At 47.7% G+C, this 23011-nt stretch carries 29 protein-coding genes; 5 read left to right on the forward strand and 24 right to left on the reverse strand.

The annotated features are described in order from the left end of the window. Positions 1–678 precede the first annotated feature (678 nt). Genes Q0339_RS03845 through Q0339_RS03855 form a run of 3 tightly spaced genes read right to left on the reverse strand, consistent with a single transcriptional unit; the run spans position 679 to position 3065 of the window. Positions 679–2022 carry a glucose-6-phosphate isomerase gene (locus Q0339_RS03845; protein ID WP_298077485.1) on the reverse strand — a complete coding sequence of 448 codons (1344 nt, stop codon included), beginning with the start codon at positions 2020–2022 and terminating at the stop codon, positions 679–681. 37 nt (positions 2023–2059) lie between these two features. Then, positions 2060–2461: a CvfD/Ygs/GSP13 family RNA-binding post-transcriptional regulator gene (locus tag Q0339_RS03850; RefSeq protein ID WP_023392268.1), complete on the reverse strand. Its 402-nt coding sequence runs from the start codon at positions 2459–2461 to the stop codon at positions 2060–2062. 19 nt (positions 2462–2480) lie between these two features. Beyond that, entirely contained in the window at positions 2481–3065 is a 585-nt protein-coding gene (locus tag Q0339_RS03855) for a peptidylprolyl isomerase (protein WP_023392269.1), read from the reverse strand. Between the two features lie 189 nt (positions 3066–3254). Here Q0339_RS03855 and Q0339_RS03860 point away from each other — a divergent pair, with 189 nt between their 5' ends. Both Q0339_RS03860 and Q0339_RS03865 read left to right on the forward strand, forming a co-directional pair. Continuing rightward, entirely contained in the window at positions 3255–3743 is a 489-nt protein-coding gene (locus tag Q0339_RS03860; protein ID WP_268445553.1) for a divergent PAP2 family protein, read from the forward strand. Between the two features lie 76 nt (positions 3744–3819). Continuing rightward, on the forward strand, positions 3820–4824 hold the full coding sequence (locus Q0339_RS03865) for an NAD(P)/FAD-dependent oxidoreductase (RefSeq protein ID WP_298077486.1): 1005 nt from the start codon (positions 3820–3822) through the stop codon (positions 4822–4824). Positions 4825–4857: 33 nt separating this feature from the next. Here Q0339_RS03865 and Q0339_RS03870 read toward each other — a convergent pair whose 3' ends face one another. The 6 genes from Q0339_RS03870 to Q0339_RS03895 form a co-directional block, all read right to left on the reverse strand. Then, complete coding sequence (locus Q0339_RS03870; RefSeq protein ID WP_070755835.1) at positions 4858–5268, reverse strand: Ohr family peroxiredoxin; 411 nt, start codon at positions 5266–5268, stop codon at positions 4858–4860. 68 nt (positions 5269–5336) lie between these two features. After that, on the reverse strand, positions 5337–5957 hold the full coding sequence (locus Q0339_RS03875) for a TIGR01906 family membrane protein (protein WP_298077487.1): 621 nt from the start codon (positions 5955–5957) through the stop codon (positions 5337–5339). Positions 5958–5959: 2 nt separating this feature from the next. Then, complete coding sequence (locus Q0339_RS03880) at positions 5960–6730, reverse strand: TIGR01457 family HAD-type hydrolase (RefSeq protein ID WP_298077488.1); 771 nt, start codon at positions 6728–6730, stop codon at positions 5960–5962. A 9-nt stretch (positions 6731–6739) separates the two neighbouring features. After that, positions 6740–7408, reverse strand: coding sequence for a YutD family protein (locus Q0339_RS03885; RefSeq protein ID WP_298077489.1), 669 nt, complete (start codon positions 7406–7408; stop codon positions 6740–6742). Positions 7409–7574: 166 nt separating this feature from the next. Further along, entirely contained in the window at positions 7575–8648 is a 1074-nt protein-coding gene (locus Q0339_RS03890) for an iron-containing alcohol dehydrogenase family protein (protein WP_298077490.1), read from the reverse strand. 186 nt (positions 8649–8834) lie between these two features. Then, positions 8835–9122 carry a DUF1294 domain-containing protein gene (locus tag Q0339_RS03895; RefSeq protein WP_298077492.1) on the reverse strand — a complete coding sequence of 96 codons (288 nt, stop codon included), beginning with the start codon at positions 9120–9122 and terminating at the stop codon, positions 8835–8837. Between the two features lie 151 nt (positions 9123–9273). Between Q0339_RS03895 and Q0339_RS03900 the strand changes: the two genes are divergently transcribed. Further along, complete coding sequence (locus tag Q0339_RS03900) at positions 9274–9609, forward strand: thioredoxin family protein (protein WP_298077493.1); 336 nt, start codon at positions 9274–9276, stop codon at positions 9607–9609. 32 nt (positions 9610–9641) lie between these two features. On the opposite strand, the gene Q0339_RS03905 is transcribed toward Q0339_RS03900, so the two are convergent. The 4 genes from Q0339_RS03905 to Q0339_RS03920 all read right to left on the reverse strand — a co-directional run bounded on the left by Q0339_RS03905 (position 9642) and on the right by Q0339_RS03920 (position 12965). Next, on the reverse strand, positions 9642–10262 hold the full coding sequence (locus Q0339_RS03905) for a DNA alkylation repair protein (RefSeq protein WP_298077494.1): 621 nt from the start codon (positions 10260–10262) through the stop codon (positions 9642–9644). Positions 10263–10322: 60 nt separating this feature from the next. After that, entirely contained in the window at positions 10323–11378 is a 1056-nt protein-coding gene (locus Q0339_RS03910; protein WP_298077495.1) for an aminotransferase class I/II-fold pyridoxal phosphate-dependent enzyme, read from the reverse strand. Positions 11379–11633: 255 nt separating this feature from the next. Continuing rightward, a complete protein-coding gene (locus tag Q0339_RS03915; protein ID WP_298077496.1) occupies positions 11634–12104 on the reverse strand; it encodes a putative immunity protein in 471 nt (156 codons plus the stop codon). 129 nt (positions 12105–12233) lie between these two features. Continuing rightward, entirely contained in the window at positions 12234–12965 is a 732-nt protein-coding gene (locus Q0339_RS03920; RefSeq protein ID WP_298077497.1) for a cyclase family protein, read from the reverse strand. A gap of 287 nt (positions 12966–13252) precedes the next feature. On the opposite strand from Q0339_RS03920, the gene Q0339_RS03925 reads away from it, so the two are divergent. Continuing rightward, the gene (locus tag Q0339_RS03925; RefSeq protein WP_298077498.1) at positions 13253–13783 is read left to right on the forward strand and encodes a GNAT family N-acetyltransferase; all 531 of its coding nucleotides are present in this window, start codon (positions 13253–13255) and stop codon (positions 13781–13783) included. Positions 13784–13880: 97 nt separating this feature from the next. Here the strand turns inward: Q0339_RS03925 and Q0339_RS03930 are convergent, their stop codons facing one another. The 7 genes from Q0339_RS03930 to Q0339_RS03960 form a co-directional block, all read right to left on the reverse strand. Next, positions 13881–14624, reverse strand: a complete 744-nt coding sequence (locus tag Q0339_RS03930) for a hypothetical protein (RefSeq protein ID WP_298077499.1) — start codon at positions 14622–14624, stop codon at positions 13881–13883. A gap of 101 nt (positions 14625–14725) precedes the next feature. After that, entirely contained in the window at positions 14726–15466 is a 741-nt protein-coding gene (locus tag Q0339_RS03935; RefSeq protein WP_298077500.1) for a TraX family protein, read from the reverse strand. Between the two features lie 111 nt (positions 15467–15577). Then, positions 15578–16252, reverse strand: coding sequence for a hypothetical protein (locus Q0339_RS03940; protein ID WP_298077501.1), 675 nt, complete (start codon positions 16250–16252; stop codon positions 15578–15580). Positions 16253–16301: 49 nt separating this feature from the next. After that, positions 16302–16889, reverse strand: a complete 588-nt coding sequence (locus Q0339_RS03945; protein WP_298077502.1) for a GrpB family protein — start codon at positions 16887–16889, stop codon at positions 16302–16304. A gap of 29 nt (positions 16890–16918) precedes the next feature. Continuing rightward, a complete protein-coding gene (locus tag Q0339_RS03950; protein ID WP_298077503.1) occupies positions 16919–17284 on the reverse strand; it encodes a hypothetical protein in 366 nt (121 codons plus the stop codon). A 160-nt stretch (positions 17285–17444) separates the two neighbouring features. Continuing rightward, entirely contained in the window at positions 17445–18287 is an 843-nt protein-coding gene (locus Q0339_RS03955; protein WP_298077505.1) for a DUF4300 family protein, read from the reverse strand. Positions 18288–18360: 73 nt separating this feature from the next. After that, positions 18361–18909, reverse strand: coding sequence for a DUF6609 family protein (locus Q0339_RS03960; protein ID WP_298077506.1), 549 nt, complete (start codon positions 18907–18909; stop codon positions 18361–18363). Positions 18910–19203: 294 nt separating this feature from the next. Here Q0339_RS03960 and Q0339_RS03965 point away from each other — a divergent pair, with 294 nt between their 5' ends. Beyond that, complete coding sequence (locus tag Q0339_RS03965) at positions 19204–19455, forward strand: hypothetical protein (RefSeq protein ID WP_298077508.1); 252 nt, start codon at positions 19204–19206, stop codon at positions 19453–19455. Positions 19456–19634: 179 nt separating this feature from the next. On the opposite strand, the gene Q0339_RS03970 is transcribed toward Q0339_RS03965, so the two are convergent. The 4 genes from Q0339_RS03970 to hemH all read right to left on the reverse strand — a co-directional run bounded on the left by Q0339_RS03970 (position 19635) and on the right by hemH (position 22859). Continuing rightward, positions 19635–20024, reverse strand: coding sequence for a MarR family transcriptional regulator (locus Q0339_RS03970; protein ID WP_298077648.1), 390 nt, complete (start codon positions 20022–20024; stop codon positions 19635–19637). Positions 20025–20091: 67 nt separating this feature from the next. Beyond that, the gene (locus Q0339_RS03975) at positions 20092–20499 is read right to left on the reverse strand and encodes a polyketide cyclase (protein WP_298077509.1); all 408 of its coding nucleotides are present in this window, start codon (positions 20497–20499) and stop codon (positions 20092–20094) included. Positions 20500–20668: 169 nt separating this feature from the next. Next, complete coding sequence (locus Q0339_RS03980) at positions 20669–21595, reverse strand: peptidase (protein ID WP_298077510.1); 927 nt, start codon at positions 21593–21595, stop codon at positions 20669–20671. Between the two features lie 169 nt (positions 21596–21764). Further along, positions 21765–22859, reverse strand: coding sequence for a ferrochelatase (gene hemH, locus Q0339_RS03985; protein ID WP_298077511.1), 1095 nt, complete (start codon positions 22857–22859; stop codon positions 21765–21767). Between the last annotated feature and the right edge of the window lie 152 nt (positions 22860–23011).

Below are 23011 nucleotides of genomic sequence, written 5' to 3' on the forward strand. Positions count from 1 at the left end.
TATTAGGCACGCCGCCAGCGTTCGTCCTGAGCCAGGATCAAACTCTCATGAAAAAATTCATAAGTCTACTTGACTCATTTCTTTACTAGCTTGTTTTTTACCCAGCTTGTCTGCTGCCGAATTGTTGGTTGTTCATCAAGTTTCCTCGATGACCCTCACATTCTTGGTGTGTCTTTGTTTAGTTTTCAATGTGCTCGTCGTCACCACGTGACAACTTCTATATATTAGCACAAGCCTCACTTCCTGTCAACAACTTTTCAGAAGTTTTTTTCGAAGTTTTTGGTCAGTGCTTGTTGCTGGTAGCAACTCATATATCATATCAGTCTCGGCTATGCTTGTCAAACACTTTTTAGCTCTTTTTGGAACTTTTTTCAGTGAATGTTCGTTAGCTCTCAGACCTACTCTATAATATCATTACAACCGCTTCAGGTCAAGCCCTTTTTAGGAATTAGCCAGCAGCTTTTTCAGCTGTCGCTGTCGTAAGGACTCTAGTAATATACCATGGTCCACTTACTAGTGTCAACCACTTTTTTTTCATCTTTTTTGGTCTATTTGAAAACTTGTGTTTAAGGCTCTTTGGGGCCCTCTTTGGCCACAAGATATAGTGGTAGAAAAAGACAAGCAGGGAAGTCCATCTGGATCCCTGCTTGATTCTGCCTATTATTATAGTAGAAAGTCTTATAAGCGGCTGTTCAATTCTGCAGCTAAGTCTTCAAAACCTGGCTTGCCTAAGAGGGCAAACATGTTCTTCTTGTAGGCTTCTACCCCTGGTTGGTCGAATGGGTTAACCCCATTGAGGTAACCAGAAATAGCCACTGCGATTTCGAAGAAGTATACTAAGTAACCTAGGCTGTAGGCGTCCATAGCTGGGATGCTTACGACTAAGTTAGGTACTTGGCCATCGATGTGAGCCAAGAGTGTCCCTTGGAAGGCTTTGGTGTTAACGAAGTCAACGGTTTGACCTTGTAAGTAACCTAAACCATCGGTATCAACTTCTTGTTCTGGAATGACCACGTCATGGCGAGGCGTCTCAACCTTGACAACCGTCTCGAAGATGTTGCGACGGCCTTCTTGGATGTATTGACCCAAGGAGTGTAAGTCAGTAGAGAAGTTAGCACTTGATGGGTAGATGCCCTTGAAGTCTTTCCCTTCTGATTCACCGAAGAGTTGCTTCCACCATTCGTTGAAGAAGGCCATACCTGGTTCGTAGTTAACCAAGAGTTCGGTTACTTTACCTTTACGGTAGAGTAAGTTACGAATCGCCGCATATTGGTAAGCTTGGTTGCTTGCTAAATCTGCTTGGCTGTATTCGGCCATAGCAGCTGCTGCCCCTTGCATCATAGCTTGGATGTCGCCACCCGCAACCGCGATTGGCAAGAGACCAACTGGTGTTAAGACAGTGAAACGTCCGCCGATTGCATCTGGGATAACGAAAGTTTGGTAACCTTCTTGGTCGGCTTCTGCCTTGAGGGCCCCACGCTTAGCGTCAGTGGTTGCATAGATACGTTTGATGGCTTCTTCCTTACCATACTTAGCAATTAATTTTTCCTTGAGGACACGGAAACCAACGGCTGGTTCAGTAGTGGTCCCTGATTTAGAAATAACGTTGATGGAGAAATCACGGTCGCCAATCAAGTCTAATAAGTCATGTAAATAAGTAGAAGAAATGCTGTTACCAGCAAAGACCACTTGTGGCATCCCCTTACGGCCAGCTTTCATATTATAGAAGCTATCGTTCAAGAACTCGATGGCTGCACGAGCGCCTAGGTATGAACCCCCGATCCCGATAACCACTAAGACATCAGAATCTTGACGGATCTTCTCAGCAGCTGCTTGTACTTGGGCAAATTCTTCCTTGTCGTATGCTTCAGGCCAAGTCACCCAACCAGTGTAGTCGCTACCTGCCCCTGTACCTTCACGCAATTGGCGGTCAGCTACGGTCACGTAGTCTTGGAGTTGAGTTAGTTCGTGTTCGCCAAAGAATTTTTTGGCAGTAGAGTAATCAAATTTAATATGTGCCATTTTTTCCTACCTCTTGTCTAGCTAGTATTGGACTAGTTTATTTGATTTGTTGCTTGACTTCAAAGCGATCTTCTTCAATGGATTGAAGGGCGCTGTCAATCCACTCCGGTAACTTCTTAGCCACACTGGAAAAACCAATGTCAGGCAAATGGCGCTTGGCGCGCTTCTTGGTCCGGGCTGGATACGGCGGGGTGTTGAGCTTCATCAAGACCCGCATGGACAGGCTAATCTTCTTGGTATATTCATCAATATCAATGACCATGACCTTGACCTTGTCGCCTACCTTAATCTGGTTGCTGAGCTCATTCATGTAGCCATGCTTGCACTCGGAAATATGAACCAGACCTTGTTCGGTTGGCGAGAGACCTACGAAGACGCCATAATTTTGGATGCCTGTGATTTGGCCTTCAACGATATCGCCTATTTTAAATTCAGTCATAGGATGTCACCATCCTTGCTTATTCTAACACATCAATCGTCTCAATCACAACAGGTTCTACCGGTTTATCTTGGAGACCGGTAACAACTTTATTGATTGCAATGACGACATCCATGCCTTCTACCACATGACCGAAGACCGTGTGGCGTTGGTCCAACCAAGGTGTCCCACCCTCTGTCGCATAGGCTGCCACAATTTCTTCAGGGAAGCCCAGTTCCTGCATTTGGCCCAACATGGTGCTTGGTACATTGCTAGCTGTTACGATAAAGAATTGGCTGCCGTTAGTATTAGGCCCTGCGTTAGCCATGGAAAGGGCCCCCTTCAAGTTGTAGAGCTCTCGTGAGAACTCATCTTCGAAGCTCTCGCCATAGATGCTCTCGCCACCCATACCGGTACCGCTTGGGTCGCCCCCTTGAATCATGAAGTCTTCAATGACCCGGTGGAAAATCACGCCGTCATAGTAGCCTTGCTTAGCAAGACCAACGAAGTTAGCCACGGTCTTAGGTGCTAGTTCTGGGAAGAGGGCTACCTTGATGTCACCGTGGTTGGTTTTAATTAAAGCATGTAAGCTGGCTTGGGCCAGATCAAGTTGTGGATATGTCATGAATCATCCTCCTATTGTTAATGGTTGAATATCATCTATATGATACACTAAATCCCGTCAGATTCAAATCAAAAGTGACCTTCTCATGATTTTTCTTGAGAATTTACGGCTTCCTACTAGTTTCAAGTCGCATTTTTTGATATTATCTAATAGATACCTGTATAAGGAGAAGGAGGGACCCCCCCACTTATGAATACCATATTGCTGACATCTCTTGTCGCGATTCTCTTCACTCAAGCTATTAAATACCCTATTGCCCTCGTGACTAACCGTCATAAGGTCAAAGTAAATATTGTCATGACCACTGGCGGCATGCCAAGTTCCCATTCGGCCGCAGTTAGCAGCCTGATTACCAGCCTGGTGCTGGAATACGGCTTTGAATCCCCTCTGGTGGCCATTGCCACTATCTTCGGGGTCATCGTCATGTTTGACTCCATGGGCGTGCGTCGCCAGAGTGGTGAGCAGGGTCTTCTGCTCAACCTCTTAGCTAAGCGTCGCCTGCAAGACCCGGAGATCCAAGCTGACTTCCGCCGTCTGCAAGAAAGCCACGACATCGATCACTATGAAGATATGATCATCGAAAAATACCTGGGCCATCGCCCCACCGAAGTGGTGGTCGGCGTCTTAGTCGGCGTTCTAGTCGCCTTCGTCAGCCGGGCCATCTATCTCAGTCTCTAAGAAATCTGGTGCAAGGACCCTGGACTTGCCCTTTTCTTTTGCCTTAAAAACTATGATTGAATAAGGAGTCCCTACTATGTCTCAAATTTACGACATCACCATCATCGGTGGCGGGCCGGTCGGCCTCTATGCTGCCTTTTACGCCGGCATGCGCCAGGCCAAAACCAAAATCATCGAAAGCCTGGACCTACTGGGTGGCCAGCCAGCCCACCTCTATCCTGAGAAGGCCATCTACGATATTCCGGCCCACTACCAAATCAAGGGGGGCGACCTCACCCAGTCCCTGATTCAACAACTGGGCCACTTCGACACCACCATCTGTACCGGCCAGGAAGCCCGTCAACTAATCCAACATGAAGATGAGGACGGCAAGCCCTACTATGAAATTCAGACCCCGCAAGCCAGTCATTTTAGCCGCGCGGTTATTATCGCCGTAGGCAACGGGGCCTTCCGTCCTCGTAAATTGGACTTGCCCGAGGCGTCAGACTTTGAAGGAAAATCGCTTCATTACTTTGTCCGCCAACCTGAGGCCTTCCAAGATCGGGTCGTAGCCATCTGTGGCGGGGGCGACTCGGCGGTTGACTGGGCCTTAGCCCTTGAACCCTACGCTAAGCAAGTCCACCTAATTCACCGCAGACCCCAATTCCGGGCCCACGAACACAGCGTTAGCTTGCTAGAAGCTTCTAGCGTCAAGATTTGGACCCCTTATATTCCAGTTGCCCTCCATGGCCAAGACGGCCAGCTTGACCACCTAACCTTGCAAGTGCCACGCCAAGAAGAAAGCGTCGACTTATCCGTCGATGACTTCATCGTTAGCTATGGTTTCGTCTCTTCCTTGGGCGAAATCGCCAAGTGGCCCCTTACCATCAAGCGTCAGACTATCGAGACCGGCAGCTGCCACCAAACTAATTTGCCAGCTGTCTATGCCATCGGGGATATTGCCCAATACCAAGGCAAGACCAAGCTGATTGCGACTGGTTTTGGTGAAGCCACTACAGCGATTAGCCACGCCATGGCCAGCCTCTATCCAGAGCGCAACAATCTACATGTTCACAGTTCCTCCCTTTTCGAGGATAGATAAAAAGACGAGGCCTAGGCCTCGTCTTTATTTTGCTTATTCAGCTACTAATTCTACTTCAATATTGCCTTTAACTGCCTTAGTATAAGGGCAGATGTTTTCTGTCTCTTGAACATAGCGTAAGGTTTCTTCTGGGCTCAAACCTTCAATGGATACAATTAATTTAGCTGCTAGGTGCAAGCTGTTAGTATCTGGTAGGTCGCCTAAGAGCACTACTTCAGCGCGCACTTGACGTTGACGGTCGCCTAAGCCATCACGTTGTAATGGGAAGGACAAAGCCCCATTGAAGCAGGCAGATAAACCAGCGGCGAAGAGTTCTTCAGGGTTGGTGTAGCCTTCTTTTTTAGCCATGCTAGTCTTAAGGTTTAAGTCCCCGGTTACGGATTTAACTTCGCCATCACGGCCACCTGTGTTCACGACGGTTGATAATGAAATTTTTTTGCTCATACTTACTTCCTCCTCTGTTAGGTTACCTTCATTATAACATAAGCCTGAGCTTAGCGTGCTCAGGATGCTCAGGATGTTTGAGGAGCGAAAGACTTTGCGAAAAGCCAAGACCCTAGGCCATAGAGAACCAGAATAAGTGCCGTCAGCCCCAAGAAATAAGACTGGGGCAGAATCCAGATGACGGGGTCCAGACGCGGATCGAAGAGCCAGAGCTCATTAGCGAAGAAGAGCCGGTGGAAGACCACAAAGGCTTGGTCAAAGAAGAGGATAATGCCGCTCGCTAAGAGGGCTAGGCCCCACTGACCCTGCTTAAGCGCCTGCCAATAGGACCAGGAGTTGAATTGGCCTTGACGGGCCCAACGCCAGATGAGGACATTGAACAGGAGAGCTAACAAGACCAGGCCGATTATGAGCGTCCGAACCTCAGCAAAGTGCTGGCGCCCCCCGGCTGAACTGGCAAAGTGCGCCAGCTCCAGGCTGGGCCGCCAGACTTGCCAGAGATAGGTCCAGATGCGCATAAAGTCATCATAGATTGCCACCTTTGACAGGCCTGCAATGTGGGGAACCCAGCCTAGTTGCAGATAGGCCCCATAGAGCAGAGGCGCTAAGATGACGGTGCCCAGAACGGCATTGGCCAGGCCACCCAAGAGACTGACTCCCGCCCGAATCCAGGTCCATATTTGTTCCATGACTAGAGCTCCCAAGTGGACAGATCTGGCCGGACGTAGGTTGGTTGCACTGGCACGGAATTGAGATCTTCTTCTTGAGTAAAGCCTGTCAGAACTAACAAAGTATCCATACCGGCATTAATCCCCACCTTGATGTCGGTCTCGTAGTTATCACCAATCATGAGGACTTGATCCTTGGTCAAGCCCAGGGTATGGAGACCGCCCTCCAGAATAGGACTGAAAGGTTTGCCCATAACGACCGGTTCTACCTGACTGGCATACTGGATAAAGGAAGTCAAGGCCCCTGAGCTTGGCATCATGCCCCGTTCAGTTGGGATATTGCTGTCGGTATTGGTCACCAAGAAGGCCGCACCATTACGGATAGCTAGGACCGCAATGGACAGGGCTTCATAGGTGGTATGGCGGTCCAAGGCTTGGACCACCACTTGGGCCGATTCATCTTCCACTAGCCTGAAGCCGGCTGCTGCCACTTGTTCCTTAAGGGGCGCTTCGCCCACTACATAGACCGTTTGCCCCTCATGGTGGGCATGTAGATAGTCGATAATGGCCATGGCGGAGGTATAGACATGCTTCTCGGTTACAGGCAATTCATACTGGGTGCTGAGGGCCTGGGCCACTTGAGCAGCCGAGCGCGTCGCATTATTGGTAATGAAGAGGAAGGGAATGTCTTGCGCCACTAACTTCTTAATGAAGGCTTCGGCTGTCGGAATACGATTCTTGCCGAAGTAGACCGTTCCATCTAAATCAATCAAATAACCTGCGTAGTCTTTCATAGGGACCTCCTAAGGGTTGGTTTTGTTCTTTTGCTTGATGACAAAGTTATTCTTACGTTGCTTGGCAGCGGCTGGCGCCTGTTTAGGGGCCGCCTGATCGCTAACGGCTGGGCGACGGTTACGCTTCTTGAACGGCTTCTTGCCACCCTTGGCTGGCGCATCCACCTTATTGCCCTTGAAGCGGTTAGGATCTTCCTTGACTTGGATTTTAGCTAACTGCTTGGTTTCGCCCACCTTTTTATCGATTGGGGCCGGCTTAGTCTTAGCCTTGTCTTTAAGTTTGGCGTATTTAGCCACTTCCCGCTCCTTGGCTAGGACGAAGTAACGGCAACCAAAGTTACAGTATTCATTGAGGTAGTCTTCTAGGAAATCAATGGTCTGGTCCTTGGGCACCTTGGCCTGGCCGATTTGATAGAAGCCTCGCAGGCGTAACTGTTCAAAGCCCCAGTCCCCCACGATGAAGTCGAACTTCTCGAAGTATTCTTGGTAGCGATTCTCGAAAGCTAGCAAGTCGAAGCCCTCACGATAGTTGAGGACCAATTGATAAGGTTCCTCCTTAATCAGCAGATGGTCTTCGTTAATTTGGCGAATTTGCTTGTCTTCTTGGACTTGGTCCTGACTAACGTCGGTCAGGATGGAGTCGATTTGATAGGATATATTATTATCGCGTTGGGTCATGCCTTTAGCTCCTTTACTACTATGTCTCGTTCCTTCCTATTATAGCAAATTCTGGCCCTGCAAGCTATGGAATTCTCTGGGCCAAGTCACTCGACAAAAAAGCCCGCTCATTCAGCTTATGGCGAACTGAATGACCGGACCGATCTTATGGAAGCAGAAATTAGAATTATTTGGCTTGGGCTTCTACCTGGTATACAGCCGCTTGGACTTGCTCAGGTGTCACGCCAGGCACCGCCAGTTTGAAGGTTTCCTTGTCGGAGGCGGCGAAGTCAGCCATCTTAGCTACGGCAGTCTCCATATCCTCTTGAACCCCTAGTTGTTGCCAGGAATAGATGAAGCCATTGTCTTTGCAGTAGTCGATGAGTTTTTTGGTTTCGCCCTCTTCGCCCATGGCCGCCAACATTACCAGCAGCCCATACGCCACCTTGACCCCATGTTCAATGGTGTGGGTTTCGGCAAATTGTGACAGGGCATTGTGAACGGCATGCGCCCCCGACATACGGCCATATTCGCAGGCAAAGCAACCCACGGCAGCGGCTACGTTGAAGACCGTGTCGACCACGCGTTTGAAGGTGTCGTTGACCACGCCCAAGGCATGAGTAGCCAAGGCAGCATGGGTGTCACGAAGCAGAATATCCTTGGTTACCTTGGCAGCAGCCAAACCCAATTCCACATTGGCCTCTAGAGCCCCAGGCAAATGACGGGTGATACTTTCGGCTTCATACCACTTGGCCACCGTATCACAGATACCCCCTTCGAAGTAGCGTTTAGGCGACTCAACTAGGAGATCTAAGTCCACCACGCAAGCATAAGGAGTGCGTTTGAAGTAGGCTACGTCATTAAAAACCCCATTAGGATGGTAAACAGCCGCGACCGGTGTAGTGGGCGCGCAGGTCCCTACAATCGTCGGCACGGTCACCACTTCACAGTGGAGGCGGTCAGCCGTTCCCTTGGCGGTGTCACAAAGCTTGCCCCCACCGACGGCCACAATCACATCGGCATCGGCTGCTAACTGAGCCAAGCGGTCCATATCTTCATAGCTGGCTGTGTGGTCATAACGTAAGACTTGCACACCTTCTAGCGGTTGAGGTAAATGTTTAAGAAAGGCAGCGTAAGATTTCTCCCCGGTAATAATGTAGGGACGCTCGAAGTTCTTTAAAATGCCTGCTAAAGAAGCCAAAGCTCCTTTTTCACTGATATATTGTCCGGGTGTACTACGTACGACTTGTACAAATTCCATAAGCGTCCTCCTTATCACTTAGATATAACTAAGTGAATGATTAAAGTTTTATTAGAAAATACTCTAACACACTTATTTTTCTTATACAAGACCCTGGCGGCAGAAATTTGTATCACTTTCTGAAAACAATCGGAAATTTCATGAAAAAAGCGCCAAGCCATGAGCTTGACGCTAACTAGTACTAGCTTAATGCCCCAGCTTAGGGAGCCACTCAAATACAAGGAAAATGAGAAGGACGGCCTGAAGAATCATCATAAGAGGGACCCCCAAGGCAAAAGGCCATTTGTGGGTCTTGTGACGCCAAATCTGCATGACTAGGAGAGCACCTAGGGCGCCACCTATGGCAGCTAGGCCTAGTAGGCGGGCTTCCGGCACTCGCCAGCGGTGGGCCACCGCCTGATGTTTGTCCCAGATATAGACTGCGGCCGTCAGCAGATTAATCAGGATTAGATAGAGCCAAATATAGGTCATCATGGTCGCTGCTTCCATTCTGCTAGATAGGCCTCTAGAGCTGCTAAATTCAAATCTGTCATTCCCGTCTCCTCCTATGGACGCAAGCACCTCACTTGCCCAGTCTCAGACACCATGCTACCATAAAAAGTACAATCTGTTAAGGAGGATCCACATGCAAGCACTCCAAGCCCACGAAGACTTGGCCCAACTCAAGGCCCAGTCTCAGCTCCTCATTCTCCAATTCGCTAGACCCCAATGCGCACCCTGCGCTAGCTTGGCCTTGAGACTGGATGAATGGGCTCAAAGCCATCCCCAAGCTACCCTACGCTATATCGACTTAAGCCAGTGGCCCCAAGTAGCCGCCCAGGAACAAATCCTGTCCGCGCCTACCCTGCAAGTCTACATTGACGGCCGCCGCTACCTGCAAGAAGCTGGCTATTTTAGCCTGGACCTCTTGCTAGACAAGCTGGATCACTACTGGGAACTACGTCAAGACACTGCCGAATAATGACAAAAAGGCCATAGACTATGGCCTTTTTCTTATGCTGTTAGAAATTTGCTGGCTAGCTTATGGACCTGCTGGATATCTTTGCCATCCAAGGTCCAAGTTGCTAACTCCGCTTGAATGAGATCAGGAAATTTCCGGCTAATGTCCCTTAGGGCATTGCCGACCGACTTGCGGACATAGTCACTGGTATCCCGCTTCAAGCGAGCGATACGCACAATGGCTTCCTGGGGATGGTCCTTAAAATAAGGCCGGCTGGTCCAAATTCTTAGTCCCTCCGTAACTGCCCGTCTGGTATTAGCCTGGCTATGGCCTAGCCATTCATCAATGACCGGCAAGGCTGCTTGGTAGCCTGTGGTCTTGCAGTAATGGTCCAAGGCCTTGGCCAATACTTCCTGAACCCGCCAGTTAGGGTCTAGACAGACCTGCTCTCTCAAATAAGCCAGTATGTCCTCTTGCTGGGACAGGTAGCCCATGAGGAAGACGGCATACATGCGCACTTGATAGGTTTCTGATTGATAGGCCTGCATGGCCAATTGCTTGATATAATCCCAATCCTGACTGGCATAATCCGCTTGAGCCCTTTTCTCCTCTTCCTTGAAGCCTTTTTCAATCAGTGAGAACTCCGCCTCCAGGCGCTTGATATAGTCTTGCATCGGCAGTCACCTTCTCGCTTTTACTAAAGACCGCATCCTATCAAGGCGGTCAAAATAAACTTAGCTTTGAACTGGATGCTGGGCAATGAAGTCGCATAGTGCCGTCACCTGCTCTGGTCGCGTAGACCAAGCCGTTGTCAGACGGGCCACGACATAATCCTCAGCCAGTTCCCAGGTCGCATATTGGACCTTGTCCGACCAGATTGGCACCAAGACCTTAGGTAGGCGGACAAAAATCTGGTTGGTCACCGAAGGATTGACTAGCTCGTAGCCATTGGCGACTAAGCAATCCTGAATAGTCTGGGCAGCTGCCACCGCCTCGCGGCCGATGACCTGGTAGAGGCCATCCTCGAACAAGACTTCGAATTGAGCCCCTAAGACTCGGCCTTTGGCTAGGACCGCGCCCCCCTGCTTCATGACGGTGAAGAAGTGTGGCAGCAGACTTGGGTTGGAAATCACCACGGCTTCCCCTAGCAGGGTCCCACACTTGGTCCCGCCAATATAGAAGACATCCGTCAAACGCGCCAAATCTGCTAGACTGACATCGTTACTTGGGCTGGCCAGGGCATAGGTCAGTCGCGCCCCATCAATAAAGAGGGGGAGCTGGTGCTGACGGCAAACCGCTGACAAGGCCTCCAATTCCGCCAGACTATAGAGGGTGCCTAGCTCGGTTGGTTGCGACACATAGACCATGCCAGGATAGACTGAATGGACATGGTTAGCATCCGCATAGAAAGTCGTCACCCAATCCTCAACCGCTTGGGCGGTCAACTTACCTTCATGGCTAGGCAGGGGCAAAACCTTGTGGCCCCCTAGTTCAATCGCGCCCGCTTCATGGACATTAATATGGCCTGTATCCGGCGCCAAGACCCCTTGATAAGGCCGTAAGAGGGCCCGAATCACAGTCGAATTAGTCTGAGTTCCCCCTACAAAGAAATGGACCGTGGCATGAGGGCAGTCGCAGGCTTGACGAATCAAGTCATAGGCCCGCTCACTGTGGCCATCACTGCCATAACCCGCAGCCGGTTGGCGGTTGACTTCTATCAATCGCTCCAAAACCCGCTCATGTGCTCCCTCTAAATAATCAGATCCAAAATACAAATAGTCTTCGGTCATACTAATCAATCCCCTAATTTAATCAATATAGTCCTGCTGGGTTTATTATATACTCTCTTGACTCTGGGGCGCAAACCGCACTAGTAAGTTTAAATAGTTTGTCCTTAAATGTTCGTGATTCTGACCTAATACAAGAAAAGTAAAGCCCTACTCCGGCCTATCAACATCTTCTGACCGCATCTGTTATATAAGATTCTTTCTAGAAGAGGAGATAGTTGGGAGCTATTGATGCTCCTAAAAAAACGATGACAGAAGCTAGGCTCTGTCATCGTCTGTTTTGTCTCGCCACCAAGCTAACTGCCACTGGCGTTCCTTTTGTACTGCTGCTAGGTCATCCGGATGGGCTAGGTTAATAAGTTTAATCGCATAATCACTGGCGACCATGGCGTGCTCCTTCATATGGGCGGTCGCCACTGCATGGCCGATGACCCGCAAAAGGGCTTGCTCAATGGGATTTTCAGCTTGCTTGGCCAGGGCGTGTATCTTGAAGCCAGCTTGTCTGACATCGTGCATACGGGCTTGGCCGGCCAAACAAGCTTGGCTGACAGCCCAGCCTGCCTCAACATCAGGCTCCTGCCCTACCTTGGAGCCCGTCAATTCAATCAAGTGCTCGACCAAATCCCGGCCGAAGCGGGCACAAGTCTCTTGACTAGCGGCTTGGTAGTCGAAATCTAACTGCTTTCTCAAATCATCGCAATCTAGTAACTTAATTTTTCGTCTGGTCATAGCCTCACCCCCTTATAAACTTCTTAGCCCTAGTATACACCAAGCCCTAGCTGAGTCAAACAAAGCCTTTTGCCACACATCCCCATAAAAAAGAGACCGGACTCCAAGAATCCGACCTCATTTATTGGCTTAAGGTAAAATAGCAATGGCGCGCACAGGTGAACCAGTCGCTTGCTCCCAATGTGGGAAGTGGACACTAATCAAGGCACCAGTGGCTGGCACTTGGTCCAAATTATTCAAGACTTCTACTTGGTAGATATCTTGCTCCAAGAGATAGTATTCGTTAACTAAGCCATGCTCCGCTGCCGGAATACCAGCATCGGTGTCAAAGGTCTCATGGCCCACTGCCTTGACTTGGCGTTCCTTAATCAGAAATTCCAAGGCCTCGCGACTCCAACCTGGACTCTGCTGAACACCGGCATCATCTAGGTTGCGCATAGCCTCTTGGCTTGGCCAACGCTTAGACCAGTCGCTCCGGAAGGCTACAAAACTTTCTGGGCGAATTTGACCGTGTTCTGCTTCGAAATCTAGGATGTCTTGCTTGGTCAGAATGTAGTTAGGGTTCTCCGCCACTTGAGCCGACTTGTCAATAACATAGAGAGGCAAGAGCAGGTCCTTGAGCTCAATCTGATCCAACCAGCGGCCGCCTGCCACGAAGTGGATTGGAGCGTCAATGTGGGTGCCGTATTGGCCCACCACCGAGATTTTCTGAACGTGGAAACCATCCTTAAGGGTGAAGAGGTCTTCCTTCTCTAAGGCTGGTAGCGCCGGGAAGTGGGGGCTAGATTCGTTAATGACATGGCTAAGGTCAACCCATTTTTTGGACTTGAGTGTTTCATAGAGTGAAAGTAAATCTGACATCTTGTTTCCTCCTAACTAAGAGCTAATAGTTACTGTAAAGGCAGTATAACAAAGTTCATTGAGGCAAAACAAGATAGAAGAACTTATTCCCTTAGACTATTTTTCTAGAATCTGATATAACTATTAACTATATATTGCACCCTAAACCGGGCACACGTCCTACTAATTCACGCCTCCTATCTATTGCCAGAGTCTCCCCCTCTTATCGGCCAGACCTTGACAAATTTCATGGCAGAGACTAGACTGGGGCAAAGTAACAGATTCCCTTCCAGCAGAAAGGACAGCCTATGATTGATATCCATTTAATTACTCCTGAGCGCCAGACCGCTCTTCAACTCCCCAATGAAGATTTCACCCTTATTGGCCAACTTCTCCCCTCTTACAAGGAGGGTGTGTGGTCCTACCAGGAACAGCTACTGGCCGACCATGATATCAGCCTCATGCGCTTCCCGGATGAGACTTATGACCTCCAGCAGATCAACCAAGCTGGCTTTGCCCTAGGTGCCTTCGACAAGGAAACTTGCCTTGGTCTGGCCATCTTCCAGGATGGCTTCTTTGCCTATAGCTACCTAGCTGACCTCAAGGTCACTAGTGCCTACCGTGGGCAAGGAATTGCTAGCCAATTGCTGGACCGAGGGCGTCAAATCGCCAAGGAACGTGGCTCGCGCGGGATTTATACCATTGGCCAAGATAATAACCTAATTGCTTGTCGCTTCTATCTTGCCTATGGCTTCCAGATAGGTGGCTTAGACACTCGAGTCTACACGGGAACGGCTCAAGAAGGAAAAGCTGATATTTATTTCTATCTAGATCATTAAAAAAGAGGCCCTAGGCCTCTTTTTCTTGTCTTAATTGATAGGCCTCGACTAAAGGCATTAACCTCACTATGGTCATAGGACTAGTTGTTAGACCACCTTACTTATCTTTACTCAATTGGCTTAAAATCCCCTTGAGATTGCCTACTTGCTGGCTGATGGCCGTCTCTAGGTCTTGGTCCCGTTCCAAGGGGAAATAGAGGGCTCCGACTACGACAGAATCATCTTGATTACCCGTATCCTCTAAGCGGTAGAAGACTAGGCAAGCCGTGTCGTGTTCGGGCTCGACTTCATAGCGGGCCTGAAATTGCTTGCCGTCGATTTCAATCGATTCTTGGAAGATGGGAGTTGGCCTGTCTGACTTGAGACGCTCCTCCAGTTCCTTATCGGTGAGCAACTTGCCACCCTTGAGGGGGGAAGTCGTATAGGCCTCTAAGGTATAGAGATTGACATAACCCTTCATGCCAGGCGTCATGATGCGATAACCTATATCCCGACGGTCGTCCTTGGTCAAGGATGGATGCATCTTCCAATCCTCGGGAATCTTGTAGGGACGTTCAGTTGGCTTAGGGGGCTCCTTGCCATCAACAGCTTCATACATCCAGTTCTTGGATGATTCGAAAATCTTATCTTGGCCCTTTTCAATGGCAGTAGGCTCCACCTTCAAGAGGGTCTTGAAGAAGGCTTCTTCCTGCTCCTTGTTTTCTAACTCCTTGCTGGACTCTGAGACCGCTGAACTGGACTCTTGGCTATCGTCTGATTGGTTAGCCCAGGCTATTTGAGGAGCTAGTAAAAAGCTAGTGGCGGTCGCTAGACTAGCTAAGACTAGATGTAATTTTTTCATACTTTACCTCCTTGGGTGACCGATGCAGGGGGGAGTCACCTTGGTTACTGGAGTACCTAGCCCTAGTCTAACCTATTTGAGCTCGTCAAGCAAGGAAAGGCCTATTTAGCTAGACCCGCCGCCACCAAGGCTAGAAGCCAGAGATGGAGCGGATAGAAAACATAGAAGAAGTAGCGGTTGAAGGCTGACTGCTTGCCTCTTTGGCCATTGTAGAGGGCTAAGAGAGGCAAGACACTAATGAAGATCCAATCAGAGTTATAGAGCAACATGGTGAGGGTCTCCTGCCAACTGTCGTAGGTGGAGTAAGAGAGGGCAAAAAGAATCAAGGCTAGCCCCAGATAAAGCAAGTTCCGTAGCCCCTGGCGCTGACGGCAGCAGTAGGTAATCAAGATAAAGGGTAGTACCACCATGCCCCCTTCTGTCAGCAAGAGGCCAGCTAAGAAGAGCAAGCCTGCGCCAGCCCAACGGAGACGTTTGGCTTCTTGCGTCAGACTTTGGCCTGGAAAAGCCAAAGCTAAAATACTGACCCCCAGAGCTAGGGTCAGGAAGATGTTATTGCTGATATGGACGCCACGATTGGCCAAGAGACTATTGAGCAGCCAGTTGCCGGCCGCCATAGTCGCCGCAACAGTCCAGAGCCGGGCTAGGTAGCGGTCTAGATTGCGACTATGAATGAAGCCTTCTACCGCAAAATAAGCAAAGCCCGCGGCCACACAGCGCGTCATGGCATGAAAGATGCCCTCCCAGAGCGGTGGCACCAGACCGGGCACATGGGGCAGATGGTCTAAAACCATGAGGGCTGCCAACAAGTATTTGATTTGATTGGCATTTAATTTCTTCATAGGAATGCTCCTTTAAGTTTTCTTAGCTTAAGTTTAGACCCAAAAAGCCCGGCCAACCATAAGCTGAGCTTACAGTTGGCCGGGTTATCTTACATTATTGAAAGTTTAAGCTTACCAGTCTAAATCCCGCAAGAGACGCTGGATGACCCAGGACTTAAGCACGAGAGTCAAGATAAAGCTTGGCAACAAGGATAGGAGAAAAGCTAGAATTCCCAGACGAGCTACAAAGGACGAGACTAGGACAGGTTGCCAGTAGAGCCCCCAAACTAGGGGCACAAGACCAAAGAGATAGCCTAACAACAAGAGACTATTAACCAGATAAGGCCGCTGGCGTCCTGGTAAGGCTCCATTAAAACGCAGGGTCTGGTCACGAAAATCGTTTAAGATGGCACGCTGAGTAGCCAGATTTGGCGCTGGCACTGACTTGACTTGGACTCTGAGATGGCTTGCCACGCCTTCATATACTAGTGCTAACAAGAGCCCCAAGAGCAGAGGCAAGGCCACTGCCCCCAGTCTACCTAGATATCTATCCGGGTAGTGTGGCTGACGCCCCGCATCATAACCTAGCCAGCGAATGATGCGCCCGGCTAGCAAGGGCAAGATGACCAAGCCTAAAGACCACAGGGTCCAGGCCACACGCCGGCTTAGGTCAGTGGGACTTTCCTCTTTCCAGGTCAGCTGCCCACTAGAGAGGTCATACTCGGCCAGCAAGCGACGGTCTGCTTCCTTCTGGACTTGGCGCAGATAAGCGCCGTAGAAGACTAATTTTTTATAAGGTATCCACATTAATCAATTTCCTTCCTTTTCTGCCCTTTGTTGCAATATTAGAGCTAAATTACTCGTCTGTTTTTCCTTTGTCATAGCGCTCCCCGTATTCCTGACGGGCTTGGCGCGTCCAAGTTTGGATGAAGTCAGTCTTGGCATCGGTGTAGGCATCACGATTATGTTCATACTGAGACCAGAGAGCTAACTTGAGGGCCTCATAATCCTTGGCTACTTGGGCATGTTCCCTAATATAGTCCCTAAAGTAGAGCTCGTCGTGATCTCCTTGGTAGCGCAAGTGAATGTGATAGACCTTATCCGCGAAGCCTTCTGGGGTGTAACCCGAGTTCAAGGATATGCGGCCTTCTGACTCCGACATTTTAAGAAAGCCAGCCTGAATCAAGCAATCACTGGCTAGGCGCAAATCCGCTTGGAGTGCTAACTCGACTAGAACATCGACAATATCCTTGGCCCAGATGCCTGGGATGGCCGTGCTCCCAATGTGGCTGATACGTACCAGAGGCAAATCTCCTAGGACTTGTTCCAGTCGCACTTCCATTTCTTGATAATTGGTCTCCCACTGGGGCTTAGGCGCCACTAGGAAGATTGGAAACAGGCGCCAGAGTTCTTCTAAAGATAATTGAGTCAGGTCCTTGTCCATATGGGTTGCTCCTTTCAGACAAAGTAAATCTAGTTTTTTGGCTTTAAACCTAAAGCCGAGTAGCCCGAAGGTCGCATACGATTCTCGGCTGCTAGCTTGTCAACCAGTCTTAAATTCCGCTCAGACTGAGTGGACTTGCCCTTACGAGGTGTAAACTTCTGTAGATAGGACAGATCATCATAGGACCGTAGCATGCTTTCACTCCAGCCGAAGCATAACCCTTCTTCCAAGACCTCATGGAAGGTCACCGATGGCAACTTGGACTTAGCTTTAAAAATTCGAATCCAAATACCCGGCGAAGTCTGTTCATTGGTTAGTAACCAATCATGTAGTTCTTGTCTCTTTTCAAAAGATATAATCGGAAGTTGGTCATAGACTTGGTCTAATTGTTGCATTATTTTTTCCTTTCATTCTTGGTGGTGACCATTCTGCTATACTAAGAACAAGATGGCCTCATATACAAGCTTATCTAATTGATTGCCCTCATCCGGTCTGAGTTCTCTGATTGTTTATCCCATCGAGTCCCTAGAACTTATGGTAATGGCGATAAACTAGCTATTGAGCCCTCTCCACCCACTGATCATTGTCCATTATAAAGGGCTTGGCCAGTCCAGGGCCAGTATAGTCAGAGTACTTGGTTCCCAGATATTGATAGACCTCTTCCTTGCTGGCAAATTTGATGGCCTGATAAGGCTCTTCGAAGGTCAGCTTCTCTAGGAAGAGATAGCCCTCTTTGGCTGGAACTAAGACCCCGACATGGCCAATGAAGAGACTGTCGCCATCCAGATTGTCGTGCAAAACTACCGACAGCATTCTAACCTTGTCGTTGAACTTGAACTGGGACAGGTATTGCGCCATATGCTTGGCGTGGACCTTGACGTCCTGGGTAGCCTCGGTCTTAACCCGGGAGAAGAGGATATTGAAGGCCGCCTTATCCTTGGCATCCATGACATGTCCCTTGTCGATGGCGTCATTATCCATGAAGAGTAGCTCATCATCCTGGCTGACTGGCGGAATCTCAATGGTGTGTTTGAGCAAGGTATAGCTGTTAATGCGGCAATTAGTCCCGATAAAATCTCCCTTCTGCTCATGCCAAAGTGGATTAATCTTGGCTACATCGTAGTCCGTCTTGGTAAATTCGGTGAAGTCCCCCTTGAGCCCGCTAGGTCCAACAATGTCATTGTAGTCTTTGACGAGTTTGAGGAATTCCTCAACGCTATCCTTGTCCAAATGAGCAGACAAGAGGGTCCTCACTTCTTCCAAGCTACTTGGACTATTGAGGTTGGAATAGCTGGGATGAGCAGGACCTGCTTCTTGGCCACTCGGCTTAGGACTACAGGCTGCTAGAGCTAAGACAAGGCCGAGGGATAGAATGATGGTTTTGGTGTTTTTGAACATGAGGTCTCTCCTCTAGCTGATATTTTTAAAAAATTTACCTTTTAACAATAGGTTAAAAGGTATAATGAACTATTTATGCTTGTTGAGATGCTTGCGAGAAAAAGTAGAGATAGGCCCCGAAGGCAAACTTGATGGCAGCATCCACATAGGCGATGACCACCATGGAAATATTAGGGAAGAGGTAGCCCACCGCAATATTGATGGCGCAAACTAGGGCTAGATAAATCATGGATTTGCCATGTACGAAATAGAAGGGGAAGAAGTGTAGCGCAGTAGCCATCAAGGCTCCTAGCCAGATTAGGCGCCAGTTCTCGCTTGCGAAGAAGGGACCGCCTAAGATGGCCATTAGGACAAAGAGTAAAATGACCGCATAAAGGGCTACTTTCTTCTGGAAGGGGCTAGAGCTACCCGTTGATAATTTATTAAGCAAGGACTTGTTCTGGTTGATAGCGAAAAAGCTGACAATGTAGCCTATGCTGAAAACCTGCATGTTGATAATCTGCTCGCCACCAATCAAGGTCGCCACCCCAATCACCGACGCAACGGCCATTAACCACAAACCACAGGCTTTCTTGAAGTTAAATGCTAGTTTTTCATTCTTGTCATAAGCTAAAAATCCCATAAATAAGTGCCTCCAAAATCTTCATAGCTTCCATCTAGCCTCTATCCAGTAAGCTAGGTGGCTCTTACTTTATTATAGCACTTTAATAGAAGAAAAGGCGTTGACAAGCTCCTTTTATCTCAAAAAATCTCTTCCTAAGTGTCTACTTCTAGCGATTGAGGATATCCATCACACAATCTAGCTATCACTGCTAAGTTTTCCTAGCTTTTTAAGTAGCTTTTAGGTTCATGCTTTAAATTAGAGTTAGCACTAAGGAAAGGAGAAAGCTCCCCCACAGGTGAGCGGTGTAAAACAATGAGAACAATTGTCGTCATATCTAATCTACTCGCCCAAAAACTTCATAAGTACTTCCTCTGCTCAGAAAACGCCAGAGCAGCCTACAAAATGGGGATCCTCACCCTGATCTTCGGCTCCTTCCTAAAAGGTGCCTTCGACATCTACGGCACCCATTCAGTCTATCCGACCTTCTACCTTCCAGTTGGCCTGCTGCTTCTACTGGTTGCACTTGGCTTTGAAATCCACCAGAGGAAGGAGATGGCGAAATAAGAAATTAATTACTAGAGCAACAGCACTCCATCCGTTGGATTCTCTTGTCCAGCTGATGGGGTTTTGTTTATTACATAAGACAATTAGTTATCATAATTATCGTACCTTCAAAAAATCCTCGAGCACGGTAAGAAATAAAAAAATCTTGGTTGCAAAACTCAACCAAGATTCCGTTTAATCTATTCTTCGTTTAACCTAACAAGAAGGTGTTTGAAATGTTCTTCATCCTCAACTAGTTTTCCAAAGAACAACTCATCAATTTGCTCGATTACGGGCACAGCTTTTTGTAAAATCTCTTCTCCCTTTTTCTTCAAAATAACAGCCTTGGCTCTTGAATCTCTGGAGTGTTCTTTTCTCTCTACATATGCATATTTTTCTAATAGACTCAATATTTGAGAAACAGTCATTACGTCTATCCCAGAAAGTTTGGAAATCATGACTTGAGTCACTTCGTCATTAGTTTGCGATAGATAGGCAAGCGAAGCTAAAACAACAAATTGAGGGTGTGTCAGATTCATTTTCTTTAACTCTTTTTTTATTATAAAATGCCATTTATTGTACACCCTCATGAACAGCAAGCCAGTTGATTGTTCTGAATCTTTTTTATATTTCGATGTAAACAAACAGCAATTCCCCCTATCTTTCCAAAAGCTCTTTCAGAATAAATATAGAGTTAGGGACATCTGAGAACACCTGGCGTAAAAATTCTAAATGTTGCTTATCCTCACTATCTAAGGATACAGAATGTTTGACTATTACACTTCCATCATTGTTCTCCATTATTTGGTGTCCAAAAAGGATGTCACCAAAAGGAGTTGCTGTTTTATCCCAAAATTCTTCGAAGGCTTTTACAAGTGTAAGTTGATAGTCCATAGGGGGCATACCTTCAAGCTCCATCGTCCCATGGGATCCAGTCTTAAAATCATCGTTTAATGTAATTTTTTTTAAATCTTCTTCCCAGGCATACCATTTTTCAATATTGGCATAATACTCCCAAACAGCTTCTTTTGTTGCTTTAATTTTCAAACTGAAACTAAATTCCATTGTTTTCACCTCTATTTATTAAGTGTACTTATTATATATTATTTTATAATATGCGTCAACACAAATCTTTTTAGAATCGTAAGGGCGGGGATGACAAAATAGGAAATGAAATAACCGGAGGTCAGCCTATAAAGGCGCCTCCGGTTTGTTTTGGATATGAGGTTAAAACTTAACTATCTCTAGCTTCTAGGCATAAAGCTCTAAATTGTTTATCTAATTTCGCTATCTCCAACAAGAGGCGGGACAAGTCTTCGTAATCTTCCTTTAGGCAAGACAGGTGGGCTTGTCCAAATAAAGAGGCTAAGTCTTCTTTTATTTTTGAACGCAGACTATCATGCTCTGCTAGGAATCTACTCAGGTAGAGATTTCTGACAGCGGCCAGTTTAAAGCTGAAATACTGATGCAGTTGCTTTTGCTCATCGTTCAAGCCATATTTTGCCACTGCCGCCGCGTAGAGTGAGAGGACGCCTCCCTGCCCTTGCAGGTATCTTTGGGCCATTATTTGCGAGGTGGCCAGATAGATTGCGCTCGCGTCTGGATTAGCGACTCGCTTGAAATTGCCCCACATAGAATAAGCACCCCGCTTGTAGTCGATTGCCTGAGCTTGCCATGCTGGCAGAAAGTCTTCGAACTGAATCTTCATACAGGCAAAACCTGCTGGATCATGCAAGTAGAGATAGTCATCATCTAAATCATAAACTGAGACAAAGTGATCCACTCCGTATAAGTGAGTGTGGTTAGGATTATAGGTCAGATGCCCCATATCGAGTGGCCCCAACACTACCGGACCATTAACTAGGAGAGCTTTGAGCTTGCTTCTGATTAAATCCAGATCAAGTGCTTGCCCCTCTCTTAGATAATATTCTTCATAGTCAAAACCTAGAACTTCTAAGACATGAGAGATCGAAAGGTCCGGCATGCCGTTATCGAAGAATACTAATGGGTGCTGTTCATCTTCTTTGACAATCGAAGCCCCATTCCCCATCAACATAAGGGCCTCAAGATATTCCGGCCTCAGGTCATAACCATAAGCCTCCAAAGCCATGGCTAAAGAATAAGTATAACAAAGCGATACATCGCCAAAATAGAGCTGCATAAGACTGCCTCCTTCTCATTGATAGCTTGATTATACAGTGCAGTTAGGCCTGCCACCCTAGAAAAAAGGAGCAGGATTTATGGGGTGTGGTGACTAGGAAAAGCTTCAGCCCATTAAAAAAGCCCCCTAAGTTGAATTTTCATCCAACTTAGGGGCTATTTTGGGCTATTTAATCATACTTCTTGCCGAATTTCTTCTCCAGCATTTTCTTGACTAGATATGGCATCTTGACGTTTTCTCGTCCCTTTTTGGCAATGAGCTTCTTAACAAAATCAGGCATCTGGATGTCTTGGTCTTCTTTTAGAATCGCATCGCTGTCTCTAGGCGCCGCCATCTCATCAAAAGTAGTCTCATCAGCTTGATGGATTTTGAAGTCCCCATGGAGATGCTTGGCAATGGTTGACAGCAAGGCCTCAATCAGACGTGGATCCGTATTGGGCATAGGGGGACGCTTATAGCCCACCCCTAATTCATGGCAGAGTTCTTGACACTCCACGTCATTGTCAAAAAGCACCTCGATATGCTCACTAATAAAAGCAATGGGCACAAAGATATACTGGTCGGGATGTTGGCTTTGCTCCCGCAAATACTCCAAGACATCTGGCTTAATCCATGGCATCCCAATATCGCTCTCGCTCTGCCAAGTGTTAGTATACTGGTCTGGAGCAAGACCGAGACCTTCAGCAATCAAGCGGCTATTGTCGTAGATTTGATCGATATAAGGGTCGCCAAACTCCAAGGCCAAGACAGGCACACTATGGGCTGAGAAAACGACCCGATAAGTCTGACTACCAATTTCTTGGATAATTTTTCGAATCTCCTCTACCCAGTAATTGATCAGGGCGGGCTCGCGATACCAGTCTTTAATGACTTGAAAGCGGATGGTCTGGCTCTCTAGGAATTTCTCATAGCCCATTACGGAGTAATAGGAAAAATGAGGTTCCAAGATTAAACAGAGGCAGTCTTCAATCCCATCTGCCTCCATCTGTGCAATGACATCGGGGATGAAGGGACGCGAAAATTTATTGGCAAAATAAACGTTCGCTTGACCTTCTAGGGCATCAGCTACTAACCTCACTTCTTCCCTAGTAATGGCTTGTAGAGGCGTACCTCCAATCCGAACATAGTTATCATATAGCGTTTTGATTTCATCTTCTTCTGGACGAACGCCCCGGCGAATATGGGTGAAAAATTCCGCGACTGCTTCATAGCTAATCGCTTCTGGTGACCCAAAGGTCATCATGAGGACAGCTTTCTTAGACATGTCAAACTCCTTATGTGTGTGTCGTAGTTTCCGTCTCTTATTCTACCATAGAAAAGGCTTTATCGGATAATCAGACGAATCTAGCTTGTCCGACAAATAGAAAATATAGCCTAATCGAGTCAACAGGTGCATAATTTCTCTCCTAAATCTTA

Origin of the sequence: uncultured Abiotrophia sp., assembly GCF_938010525.1 — a bacterium.
Classification (GTDB): Bacteria; Bacillota; Bacilli; order Lactobacillales; family Aerococcaceae; genus Abiotrophia.